We start from the raw sequence: 12815 nt of genomic DNA, 5'->3' as shown, positions 1-12815 counted from the left end.
CTTCTGCACGGCCACGTCGCCACTAGCCATCCTTTTGGCTTGCATATCACGCTCAGCTATCTTCATCAACTAAACTTTTCTAATATATCAATCAATTCACTTCCAAGCCACTTTTCCAAGCAACAGCATCAAATAATACTGATTGCCAAACAACAAGCTCGCCAGCACCAAATGTGCCGTCTGCGCATACGGCGGAATATCAAAATAAGCCAATAATACGGCCGTTCCAATCTGTAATGCCAACAAGAGCAGGAGTACGTTTGTAAACCTGCTTTGGTGGCTACTCGGGGCAAACCGCGAGCGTACCACGAAAAACAAGAACACGATCACTACCGCGGAGACCACCCCCAAGCTACGGTGTATATCAAACACCTGCCCGACTTGTTCCAGCCATTCACCTCGGCCAAGTAGATGGCCTGAAGCCGAAACCAAGTCTATTTCCTCCCGTACCCCTGTACCTATCGCCACCTGAACAATAATCAACAGGAGCGAACATGCCGCCAGCACTTTTATCCCACTCGACGTGTGATTGATGAGCAGGTCCTTATCGCGCAATGACCGGGCCTTGAAATACGTATAAATACTAATCCCTACGATGACCAACGCCAACAGCATATGCACCGTAATAATCCAAGGCATCAAATTGGTAGAGACGACAATCGAACCCAACCAGGCCTGGTAACCGACGGCCACTACATTGATCACACTCCAAATAAAAATGGACTTCTTCGTTTTAAAGAACGTAAAGGAAAAAATGGCACAAAGTAAAAGCAAAAACCCTGTAATTGCCCCAACCAATCGGTTGATATACTCTGTCCACGTTTTCGCCGCATTGAATGGTTCATGTTGGAGGATGCTCTCGTCGTTTCGTATACGATCGGCCAGCTCATTATTGCCAAACCGATCCAGCATCCCCGCAAACCGCTCATTTTTTTTTTGCCTTCCCGCAATATACTTTTCCTCGTACCCTTCCGGCAACTGGGAAACTTCTGTAGGTGGTATCAACCGATCAAAACACTTCGGCCAATCGGGACACCCCATTCCAGATCCCGTACTTCGTACTACCCCACCTGCGAGAATCAACACAAACAACGATACTATCGTAATTTTGTTGATCAATAAAAATCTTTTTTCAGCAGGTGGAAGCATGTCCTATCACTCTGTCTCCTTCTCGGTCTGTGGATTATTATTGGCCAATTCCCACTCCCGTTGGATGCGCTCGGCCTCCGCGTTCCCTTCGAAATCATGCGGTAAATTCGAGCTCATTGTTTCCGAAAAAGGAACCGTTTGCGGGATAAAATCTTCATGATGTCCCGGCTTACTATAGTCATATGGCCAACGGTAAACCGTTGGTATCTCACCCGGCCAGTTGCCATGAATATGCTCCACGGGAGTTGTCCATTCCAACGTATTGGAACCCCAAGGATTCTGGGTAGCGCGCTTGCCAGACCAAATCGATGAAAAGAAATTCCAGATAAAGGCCAGTTGCCCCACGGCGGCAACGATAGCAGCCCAGGTAACAAATACGTTTACCGAAATCCATTTTTCCATGAACGGAAATTCCGTGAATGCATAATACCGACGTGGAACCCCATCAATGCCCATAAAGTGCATGGGGAAAAACACCAAGTAAGCACCAATGAAGGTCAGCCAAAAGTGCAGGTATCCCAATTTCTCATTCATCATGCGTCCGAATAGCTTCGGAAACCAATGATAAACCCCGCACAACATACCAAATATCGACGCCGACCCCATTACTAAGTGAAAGTGGGCTACCACGAAATACGTATCATGCAAGCTGATATCCAGCGCTGAGTTACCTAAATAAATCCCTGTAAGACCACCGGAAATAAAGAACGATACCATCCCGATGGCAAACAGCATGGCCGGCGTAAACCGGATATTGCCGCGCCAAAGCGTAGCCAAGTAGTTAAATACCTTAACCGCGGAGGGTACCGCAATAATCAACGTCGTAATCATGAATACACCACCTAAGAAGGGATTCATTCCGGTGACGAACATGTGGTGTCCCCAAACGATGAAGGACAAGATGGTAATACCTATCAACGAATATACCATCGCATGATAACCAAATATCGGTTTACGTGAGTTGGTAGAAATGACTTCGGATGTCAAACCAAGTGCAGGCATCAATACGATGTATACCTCGGGGTGCCCCAAGAACCAAAACAAGTGCTGGAATAAGATAGGGCTACCCCCTTCGTTTGGTAAAATCTGGCCTTGAACCACCAAATCCGATAAATAAAAGCTTGTGCCGAAACTCCGATCGAAGATCAGCAATACAACGGCAGATACCAATACTGGAAATGACAGCAAACCGACAATAGCAGTAAGGAACAACGCCCATATCGTCAACGGCATTTTCCAGAGATCCATCCCTTTGGTACGCATGTTCAGCACGGTACTGATATAGTTGGTACCACCCAATACCTGTGATGCAATGAACAGCGTCATACTGATCAGCCACAAGGTCATACCCGTAGCAGAACCACTGATTGCCTTGGGCACTGCGGAAAGCGGTGGATAAATCGTCCAACCGGCACTTGCAGGACCACTTTCTACAAAGAACGAAGCGATCATGATGATACATGCCACAAAGAAAAACCAATATGAAAGCATGTTCATGAAGGGTGAAGCCATATCCCGTGCACCCAGCTGATAGGGAATCAGCAGGTTAGCAAACGTACCGCTAAGTCCGGCCGTAAGCACGAAGAATACCATGATGGTTCCGTGTATCGTCACCAATGCCAGAAAAAACTCTGGATTGATGCGTCCGCCCTCGGCCCATTTTCCCAAGAAAACTTCCAAAATCGGAAATTCCTTGTCGGGCCAAGCCAATTGAATCCTGAACAAAATGGACAACAGCATGGCCACAACGGCCATGATAATACCGGTAATCAAAAATTGCTTAGCAATCATTTTGTGGTCTTGGCTAAACACATATTTAGTCCAAAACGATTCATGGTGATGGCCATGATCACCGTGATGATCCACGCTATGAGTGCCTGCGTTTGCTATTGTTGACATATCTGTGATTAATACGTTATTTTTCTAACTTAGTTGGCATTAGCCAATAATTTCTTCTCCGCAACTTCTTCCTCCGATGACACCTGTGAGGCCTGAAATTCTTTTCGCAAATCCTCCGTAAAGAAATACGGCTGCTCATTGAGCCAAGCTTGGTATTCCTCTTCGGTCACCACCCGTACAGTCTTCTGCATATTATAGTGTCCACCGCCACATATCTTGGCGCATAACATCACAAAATTATAATTGTAATCGCCCAATTTATCGCGCATTTCTTCGGTTGTCACGGTAGGTGTAAACTGGAAGTAGGTCTTCATACCCGGTACAGCATTCATCTGCACCCGGAAATCCGGAATATAAAAACTGTGCAAGATATCCTTCGAACTGATTTGGACACGAACAGGTTTATTTACCGGAAGCACGATTTCACCGCCCAATTGGTCATCCCAAGCGGTCTTGTCATTGAAATCAATTCCAAGGCTGTTCAGTGGGGTGGTCAGCCGATAATTACGCTCCCCAATTTGGCCATCACGCCCCGGATAACGCACGGTCCACGCAAACTGCTCACCAATCACCTCAATATGCAGTGCATTCTTCTGATCCTCTTCGGACACATTGGTTATGCTCCGCCATGTAAAGAACCCAAACAATACCAACACAGTCAATACGACGGCAGGCACGATGGTCCAAACTTTTTCAATCGTGTTGTTATGCGGATAAAAGTAGGCCTTCCTGCTGGGTGTTGCCCGGTATTTGAAAGCAAAACCAAACAGACCAATGTGGGTAAGCACCAACACGATAGTCGTAATCACGGTTGTAATCATAAACATGGTGTCTATACGTACGCCATGCTCAGTGGCCGCATCCCTCATGGATTGCGCACCATGATGCGCATAAGACCAATACACCCCGTAAAGGCCCACTACCAAGCACACCAAAAATAAATTGGCATGCAAATTATATAAGTAATAAGTCGTATCACGCCCATTCATCCGACGGGTCAATTCATAGACTTGCACGATTTTACCTACTACCGCCACCAACACACAAACCAAGAACACAATTAGCAGGTAGTAAAAGAAATTGGTATATACCTGCGGGTCGAGGCTCACTTTGCCCTCTTCTTGAGTTGTCGCTGTAGGGGTAGCGCCGACACTGCTTGTCGCAGCTACCGAGTCTGTTGCTACGGCAGTGGTATCAGAAGCAGCCGACGTATCGGCAGGTACAGCCACATCGCCAACTGTAGCTGCTGTGTCTGTAACCTGGCTGGAAGTGTCTGCTTGCTGTGCGAACGCCACCGTAACCGGCAATGATATACTTATCACCAGCGTCAGTAAAAAAACTATCTTAAGATTACTATTTTTTATAAAGCCCATCTCTATTTATAACGATTGTCCGTGTTTCTATATTTTAACGTCGGCCTGCCCTATCCAGCCTTCAAATCTCGTATATCAAATCTGGTGGTGCAAGCTTTCTTCCAAAAAAGGATGCTTGGCCGGTGCCAACGCATGCCGACTCAATTTGCTGAGCACCAAGAAAGAGAAAAGCCCTACAAATCCCAGCGCCGTACCAATTTCTATCCAACCGAAGCCCCGGTGCAACTCCACTGTACCGGGCATAATCATGATGTAATAATCTAACCAATGCCCCAACAGCAGCACGATACAGACAGCCATCAGGCTATTCATCTTCCGTTTAGCATCCCTATCCATCAAGGCCAGGATAGGCACAACAAAATTGATAAACAGATTGACCCAAAACCAGGGTTTATACTCAGGCTCCCAACGCTTATAAAAATACACTGTTTCTTCAGGGATGTTGGCATACCAAATCAACATGAACTGTGCAAACCAAACATACGTCCAAAAGATGGAAAAACCAAAAATCAGTTTTCCCAAATCGTGCAGGTGATTTTCATTCACCCAAGCCAGGTAGCCAGATTTTTTCAACAAAATCAGGATTAATGTAATCACGCATAAACCACTTACCCACATGGCAGCAAAATTGTACCAACCAAACATGGTCGAAAACCAGTGAGCTTCTAATGACATCACGGTATCAAACGACCAAATGGGCGTTGTGAAGCCAAATATCACTAAAAACAGCGCCGACAATTTGAAGCTCTTCTTATAGGAATTAAGGCCGCCATGGAGGTCTTCGTTATACGAGTACTTTGCCAGCAACCAAGCGCACGTGCTATAAGCACCCATAAATACAACCTGACGCAATAAAAAGCCTGGTGCATTCAAAAACGCGGATTTTCCAGCCACCAATGCATCATAATGGGAGCTTTCCGGATCGGTAAGTCCTTCGGCATACCAATGATGGTACAAGTTGTGCGAAAACAATCCCGTTGCTGTAATAACCAGCAGGATTATCGATGCAATAGGCAATACACTGGCCATCGCTTGTGGAATCCGAATCATACCGGAAGACCAACCCGCCTGTGTAACGAATTGTAAGGCTAAAAAGAATCCACCTGCAGCACACACGCATGTGAAATAATACCCCATCAGCAACAAATTGGCGTATGTACGTTCCACGATGATGTGTTCACTGGAGAGCAAGCCCAAGGCTACGGCCACTATGCCTACCGCAAGGGCGATCAAACTCAATATCCTCGCCTTCGCCGTAAACGTAAATTGCTCGCTAAAGTTATAATCGTGATGATGACTATGAGTTCCCATTTAATATAGCTGATATAATATTATTTCTTTTGTAATTCTCTGACATACATGACCACCTTCCAACGTTCTTCGGGAGACAATTGAGACGCATGAGATCCCATCATATTCAGTCCGTAAGTAATCGTATGGTAAATCTTACCATCCGTTAATTCAGCCATCAGGCCTCCTCTTGAAGAATTGATCCCATCGGACTTGGCGTATGATGGCGGTGGAGGAAAATTCTCCAACTGCCGCGATTCAGACTTAGATTCCAACCGCCTGTCTTTGGTAATCGAACCATCACCGTGACCTTCGGGTCCATGGCATACCGCACAATACACTTGGTAAAGGGCCTCGCCCTGAGCAAGGGTTGCCTCCGTGCGTTGGAGGGGGTTGAACAGTTCAGCACCGGCGCGCTCATAATCTTCCGTGCTCGCCGTATAGGGAAAGCGCTCAAATCCCACAGGTGTAGTACCCGGTGGCGGCACCTGAGCCGTTTTGCCGTCTTTGAAGTTGGCATTCGGTTGGTCAGGATTATATCCTATCGGATCATACATATTTCGCGAAAATTCCCAGCCCGTGCTGCGCGTGGTATTGTCACCACAAGCTACTACAGCCGCAATCGCTACGACTGCACCTACAGCGCCAAGAAATCTCATCTTATTCATAGCTAACATATTTGCGTTCATTGTACTTCACTTCTACGGCTCCAGCTTCTTTCAATAGGTCTTCTATTTTCTCATGATCCGTATTATCATTGGCATCGACAGCAATGACGAACCGATCGTCCGTGGCGCGCAAATCCATTACCCGCGGAGCCCTGCCCGGGAACAAATGATTGCGATAAAAAAACGTTGCTACCATGCCTAAGGCGGTGATCAAGATGGTACATTCGAAAGTAACCGGTACAAAATCAGGCAGCGGCAGCGCAGGCTTGCCCCCGATATTCATGGGCCAATCATAGGCCATTGTATAATATAAAAGACTAAAACCCAGTGTACCGCCCAATAATCCAAAGCAAAAGGCTGCTATGGGTAGCCGCGACGGCCGCACGCCCAACTTAGCCTCAATACCATGGATGGGCATCGGCGTAAAGCAATCATAGATACTAATGTTATTGGCTTGCAGCTTGTCAATCCCGTGCATCAGCTCGTCCGGGTCTGCAAAACTTCCGATGATATATTTGATATTGCTCATTGCTACTTGGTTTCTAATTCCTTAATGTCTTCTTCACTGACTGAATCGTACTTTGAAAGTGAATTTCTGAAGAATTCCACATGCTCGGGATCCAAATGCCCCTCTTTAACCAGCTTGGTCTTCTGTTGCAAACTTGCGCTCTTCAACAATAATTTCACTTCGGCAATCGCTATACCCGGCAGGAACCGGAGGAACAGCAAGAATAGGGTGAAAAACAGGCCTATGGAGCCCACAAAAATACCGACATCCGTCCAAGTAGGATAAAACATCGCCCAGCTCGAAGGGATATAATCGCGGTGCAAGGAAGTAACGATAATCACGAAACGTTCAAACCACATCCCGATATTGACCACGATGGAAAGCACCCATGAAATGGGAATGCTTGTACGTATCTTCTTGAACCAGAACAATTGCGGCGAAATCACATTACACGTCATCATCGCCCAGTAAGCCCAAGCGTACGGGCCTGCAATCCGATTGGCAAATGCATACATTTCGTATTCCGAACCGGAATACCAAGCGATGAATAACTCGGTCAAATAAGCGATACCTACGATGGAACCGGTGACCATGATAATCTTATTCATCGACTCGATGTGGAACATCGTGATGTAGTTTTCAAAGTTGAGCACCTTGCGCATGACCAACAGGAGTGTCTGCACCATGGCAAAACCGGAAAAGATAGCACCCGCAACGAAGTAGGGCGGGAAAATGGTGGTGTGCCAACCCGGAATCACCGAAGTGGCAAAGTCCATGGATACAATGGTGTGCACCGAAAGCACCAGTGGTGTAGAAATGCCCGCAAGGATGAGCGATACGATTTCAAAACGCTGCCAGGTTTTAACCGAACCGTTCCATCCGAAGGAAAGGATGGAATAAATGCGGCGTTTTAACCCGGCCGCACGGTCGCGTACAGAAGCGATGTCCGGCAACAGACCACAATACCAGAATACCAACGATACCGTAAAATACGTCGAAATCGCAAAGGCATCCCATACCAACGGTGAATTGAAGTTTACCCACAGCGAGCCAAACTGGTTTGGCAAAGGGAAAATCCAATAGGCCAGCCAAGGGCGTCCCATGTGGGCCACTACATACGTAGCGGCGCAAATCACCGCAAAAATCGTCATTGCTTCTGCCGATCGGTTGATGGAATTACGCCAGTTTTGCCGGAACAACAGCAATACCGCCGAAATAAGCGTACCAGCGTGACCGATACCTACCCACCATACGAAGTCGGTGATATCCCACGCCCAACCAACGGTCTTGTTCAATCCCCAAGCCCCGATACCGGTCCAAAATGTGTAGCTGACACTCACGACCCATAGCAAAGCGCCCAACGCCGCCATGGTGAACCCTATCCACCAAGCTTTATTAGGTTTATTTTCTACCGGCAGCAAGATATCGTCCGTCACCTTAGCATAGGTGATATCTTTTCCGGTTACTAATGGTTCTCTTAATATTGATTCGTTATGCGATGACATAGTCTATTGTTTCAAATTGATTAAGCCTCATACGTATTTCTCACCTTCGTCATGTAACCGATTCCCGGCTGCACATTAATTTCCTCCAACACGTAGTATACACGTTCGTTCTTCAATGCCTTGGATACTTCGGAATTAGGGTCATTGGCATCGCCAAAGATGATGGCGTTAGCTGAACATGCAGAGCCACAAGCCAGGGTGATATCACCATCCCGCAGCTGCCGTTTTTCCATTTTTGCTTTCAGTTTGCCCGCTTGGATACGTTGGATACACATCGAGCATTTCTCCATCACCCCACGCGACCGTGAGACGACATCCGGATTCAACACCAATTGTGTAAATTCATTATTCAAGTAATTATCAAAACGGGAATCATTCCAATAGTTAAACCAGTTGAAACGGCGCACTTTATACGGACAGTTGTTCGCACAATAGCGTGTACCAAAACAACGGTTGTAAGCCATGTGGTTCAACCCTTCAGAAGAGTGTACGGTGGCCAGTACCGGACATACGGTCTCGCATGGTGCGTGCTCACAGTGCTGGCACATCATGGGTTGGTGTACCACCGATACGCTTTCCATATCATCCAAATCGCGGATGTCATCTTCTTTGGTATACGATTGGCCATCTTGCTCAATAGCGTAATAGCGATCTATCCGCATCCAATGCATCTCGCGGCGGCGGCGCACCTCATCACGTCCGACCACAGGGATATTGTTTTCAACATTACAAGCGACGATACATGAACCACACCCGGTACATGCATTGAGGTCGATTGCCATCACCCATTTATGCCCGGGTTGCTCATATTTATTCCACAAATCGTACGTCTTGTGCTGATCCGTCCACTTTCCGGCATTATGCCCCGGATTTTCCTTATACTGTGCAAAAGTCGTCTCGCGGATAACATTACGGCCCTCAATCGTATGGTGGGTTTGCGTTTGTGCCAATTCGTAGGTGCCGCTGGCCTTGGTCAACTTAGCCGTTGTATTGAATTGTAATGTACCATTTACCAACTTCGCAAACGGGTAGGCATTTTGTCCCACATTGTTACCCGCCTTACCAACTTTGGTACGGCCATAACCTAGGGCAATAGAAACAGTACCCATGGCTTGGCCAGGCTGCATCAGTACGGGCAGTACGACCTTGTATCCGCCTTCTCCTTCTACGGTGACCAAACTGTTTTCCCCAAGTCCCAATGACTCGGCGAATTTCGGATTAATGGCCGCGTAGTTATCCCACGTCACTTTGGATACCGGATCCGGCAATTCCTGCAAATAGGCATTGTTTGCCTGTTTGCCGTCTTTCAGCGCCACGCTTTGGTAAAGCTGTACCTCTACTTCGCCAGCCAATGCTTTGCTATTCGCTACAATGGTATTCGCCACCGTAGTGAGTGCGGCCGCGTCGACGCTGTAAGTCGATGCAGGCTGGTCTCCCTTATATTCAAAACCAGTCTGTAGCACATCTTTCCAGGTCTTGGTGCTGCCGACAAGGATATTTTGCTCCCAGTTGTTCTTAACGAATGTATAGTAATCGGTCTTTTCGCCTGCCCAAAGCAAGAGGCTATGTTCAGCCTGGCGTGTATTGTATACCGGATTAATAGTGGGTTGCACAATGGTATAGTAGCCTCCACGCGGATGCGCATCGCCCCAGGATTCCAAGAAATTGTGATTCGGCGCAATGGCTTCCGATTCCGATGCCGTTTCGTCTTCGCGGTCAGCAAATGACAACTTAAACTTGACCTTGCTCAACGCTTCTTTCACCGCTTCAGCATTGGGATAATCATATAACGGATTGCTGTCCAAGAAGAACACGGCATCCACATCACCCCGGTTTGCTTCAGCTAAAAATGAAGCAAACGCCTCGTCATCCCCTTTATGTTGGTAGGACGGATTGTCCAAATCAATCGTGCTGCCGTAGCTTTGCAATGCCACATTGATAGCATTGGTGAGCGTTTGTATCGCCATGTCATTGGAGCCAGCGACCACCACCGCACGGCCCCGTGCCTGTTGCAACTCCTGAGCCACCAGCTTTAATGCCGTTTGTGCCTTTTGGTTTGTGCTCAACGCACCGGGCAAACTGCCACCCGTGATGACGTTATAGAGCGCAATCAATAGCGGGCCTTCTTCGGAAGGCTTGATGGCTATCCGCACGTCTGCATTGGAACCTGTAAGGCTCATGCCGCCTTCAAATTGAATATGGCGTGACATTTTGCCATTTTGCAGACTTTTGTAATCGCGGTTTGCGATGTATTGTTGGGTGTGTTCTTCCCCGCTCAACCACGTGCCGATAAAATCAGCGGCTACACTCACAATCACATCTGCATTATCAAAACGGTAATGCGGTACTACAGCCTTTCCAAAGCTATGCTGGTTGGCCTTGATAATTCCACTATACGATACAGCGTCCACTTCAACTAAGCGGGCTGTGGGGTATTTTGCTGAGAACTGCGCTATCGCCGCCAGGGTTGACGGGCTATTTATCGTTGACGCAACAATACGGATTTGTTTGCCGGCAGCGCTGGCAGCATCCAAAGCGGTCACAACATGGGTATCCAGTTCGTCCCAAGAAATATCAGCCCCATTGAACTTGGGCCCCTTCAGCTTGGACATATCATACAGGTCCAACACCGAAGCCTGAGCAGCGGCATCCGTACCGCAATTGAGCCCTACAGCTTCGGGATTAGCTTCCAGCAGGATAGGCCTGCCTTCGCGTGTTCTCACCAATACGCTTTGCCCCTTGAAGCTAGAGGCATAGAAGTTAGGAATGCCGGGAGTCACCTCCTCGGGTTTAATCAAGTATGGTACGGCTTTATGTACGGGTGTACGTTCGCATGCTGCCAACGTAACGGCTCCCAGTCCAAATCCCAGCGCTTTCAGGAAATCGCGGCGGGGGGTTTTCGTGCTCAAGCCAGCTTCATTCAATACGTCTTCTACAGGAATCGGTTCGGCAAATTCACCCTTGCTTTTTGACACAAAAGCAGGCGTCTGATGCAATTCTTCCAACCCTTTCCAATATTTCTTGTTGCTATCCATTTAAGCTATATATAAGATTGCGTATGTCTATATTATGTATTTATCTTAATAATGGCATTTGCCACATTCCAAGCCACCCAACATCGCGGCGGTTACTTTCTCGCCTTTTTTCAACTTCTCATGGGCGGCTATTAACTGATCATAGTAAGCATTGCCTTCATGATTCACTTCCGTCTCTTGGTGGCAATTTATACACCATTTCATAGTAAGTGGCGAATACTGATAGATTTCCTCCATCGTTTCTATTGGCCCATGGCAAGTCTGACATTCCACACCGGCTACAACGACGTGCTGCGAGTGATTGAAATAAGCAAAATCAGGTAGATTGTGAATCCGTACCCATTCAATCGGCCGTTGGTTCGGCCCGTATTCCATGGTTTCCGGATTGTAATCCAATGCCCGGTATATTTTGGCAATTTCCGGCGACAACTCCCCGTCATATTTATCACTTGCTGTGATCGCTTTGTGACAGTTCATACAGACATTCGCCGAAGGAATAGAAGCATTTTTTGATTTAAAGGCGCCACCGTGACAGTATTGGCATTCAATCTGATTGACCCCCGCGTGCAACTGGTGAGAAAATTTGATGGGTTGCACGGGCTGATACCCTTCATGAACCCCTACATTCCACAGTGTCTTCCACCCGGCGGAGCCAAGGAAAATGGCCAACATCAGCACGGTAAAAAACACCAGCTTTTTATTCTTGGCCAGCTTTTTTAACTTGCCAATATAGTCCTTCTTTGGCCCTTCAACCAATACAGGTTCTGGAATAAGGTTTTTGTTGCTTGCGATAACCCGTTCCAAGGTACGGATGACCTTGTTGAGCACCAAGATAACCACAAAGGCCAGGATGATTACGGCTACCAAGCCCACGATCATAAAGCCGCTGGCATCACCGCTTGCGGCCGCAGCACCGCCACCAACGCCAGTAGCCCCTCCTGCTGCATCTGCGGTCGCTTTCTTTTCCTCTTCGGCCTTGATGTAAGCCAGGATGCTTTTTATTTGGCCCTCACCCAATTGGGGGAAGGCGGTCATTGCAGCCGAAGGGAACTGGGCATCCAATTCCAAAGCAATCGGATCACCGGATGCAATCACAGAAGGTGCATTGTGAATCCATTTCAACAACCAAGCCTCGTCACGCCGCTCATTCACTCCAGCCAGTTCTGGGCCCAAAAACTTACCAAATACCTTGTGACAAGAAGAACAATTGGCCTTGAAAATCGTCTCACCTTCCTTCGCATCCTGCGCCTGCAACGAAGAAACCGAAAACAACAACACCAATGCTACGGATATTGGCTTAGCAATTCTTTCAAAAACTAATGAGATATTTCTCATATTGAGCACTTTATACAGATTATGATGAATGTAAAAATTTGGGTTATCTGAAT

Annotated in this window: 9 protein-coding genes; all 9 read right to left on the bottom strand. The window is 47.3% G+C overall.

Annotated features, from left to right (window positions below; translation table 11 throughout):
• Positions 1-96 precede the first annotated feature (96 nt).
• Positions 97-1119: a COX15/CtaA family protein gene (locus BMW65_RS18135; protein WP_317040490.1), complete on the bottom strand. Its 1023-nt coding sequence runs from the start codon at positions 1117-1119 to the stop codon at positions 97-99.
• A 36-nt stretch (positions 1120-1155) separates the two neighbouring features.
• A complete protein-coding gene (locus BMW65_RS18130; protein ID WP_177181204.1) occupies positions 1156-3048 on the bottom strand; it encodes a cytochrome c oxidase subunit I in 1893 nt (630 codons plus the stop codon).
• A 29-nt stretch (positions 3049-3077) separates the two neighbouring features.
• A complete protein-coding gene (locus BMW65_RS18125; protein ID WP_245747684.1) occupies positions 3078-4370 on the bottom strand; it encodes a cytochrome c oxidase subunit II in 1293 nt (430 codons plus the stop codon).
• Between the two features lie 126 nt (positions 4371-4496).
• Entirely contained in the window at positions 4497-5732 is a 1236-nt protein-coding gene (locus BMW65_RS18120) for a quinol:cytochrome C oxidoreductase (protein ID WP_090607521.1), read from the bottom strand.
• Between the two features lie 20 nt (positions 5733-5752).
• Positions 5753-6379, bottom strand: a complete 627-nt coding sequence (locus tag BMW65_RS18115) for a c-type cytochrome (protein WP_317040489.1) — start codon at positions 6377-6379, stop codon at positions 5753-5755.
• Positions 6372-6908 (bottom strand): DUF3341 domain-containing protein, encoded by a 537-nt coding sequence (locus BMW65_RS18110; protein ID WP_090607517.1) that lies wholly within the window; start codon positions 6906-6908, stop codon positions 6372-6374. Before BMW65_RS18110 ends, BMW65_RS18115 begins: the two co-directional genes overlap by 8 nt.
• Before the next feature lie 2 nt (positions 6909-6910).
• Positions 6911-8392 (bottom strand): NrfD/PsrC family molybdoenzyme membrane anchor subunit, encoded by a 1482-nt coding sequence (nrfD, locus tag BMW65_RS18105; protein ID WP_090607516.1) that lies wholly within the window; start codon positions 8390-8392, stop codon positions 6911-6913.
• A 20-nt stretch (positions 8393-8412) separates the two neighbouring features.
• Positions 8413-11427: a TAT-variant-translocated molybdopterin oxidoreductase gene (locus BMW65_RS18100; RefSeq protein ID WP_090607514.1), complete on the bottom strand. Its 3015-nt coding sequence runs from the start codon at positions 11425-11427 to the stop codon at positions 8413-8415.
• A 45-nt stretch (positions 11428-11472) separates the two neighbouring features.
• Positions 11473-12762 (bottom strand): cytochrome c3 family protein, encoded by a 1290-nt coding sequence (locus BMW65_RS18095; RefSeq protein WP_090607513.1) that lies wholly within the window; start codon positions 12760-12762, stop codon positions 11473-11475.
• Positions 12763-12815 lie beyond the last annotated feature (53 nt).

Origin of the sequence: Parapedobacter koreensis (assembly GCF_900109365.1) — a bacterium.
GTDB classification, from domain to species: domain Bacteria; phylum Bacteroidota; class Bacteroidia; order Sphingobacteriales; family Sphingobacteriaceae; genus Parapedobacter; species Parapedobacter koreensis.
This window is presented reverse-complemented; position numbering and strand designations above follow the sequence as displayed.

What these genes read in the sequence shown, in the direction of transcription:
- BMW65_RS18130 (WP_177181204.1), bottom strand. Translation starts at nt 3,048, where the DNA reads ATGTCAACAATAGCAAACGCAGGCACTCATAGCGTGGATCATCACGGT.
- BMW65_RS18120 (WP_090607521.1), bottom strand. Translation starts at nt 5,732, where the DNA reads ATGGGAACTCATAGTCATCATCACGATTATAACTTTAGCGAGCAATTT.
- BMW65_RS18115 (WP_317040489.1), bottom strand. Translation starts at nt 6,379, where the DNA reads ATGAATAAGATGAGATTTCTTGGCGCTGTAGGTGCAGTCGTAGCGATT.
- BMW65_RS18110 (WP_090607517.1), bottom strand. Translation starts at nt 6,908, where the DNA reads ATGAGCAATATCAAATATATCATCGGAAGTTTTGCAGACCCGGACGAG.
- nrfD (WP_090607516.1), bottom strand. Translation starts at nt 8,392, where the DNA reads ATGTCATCGCATAACGAATCAATATTAAGAGAACCATTAGTAACCGGA.
- BMW65_RS18100 (WP_090607514.1), bottom strand. Translation starts at nt 11,427, where the DNA reads ATGGATAGCAACAAGAAATATTGGAAAGGGTTGGAAGAATTGCATCAG.
- BMW65_RS18095 (WP_090607513.1), bottom strand. Translation starts at nt 12,762, where the DNA reads ATGAGAAATATCTCATTAGTTTTTGAAAGAATTGCTAAGCCAATATCC.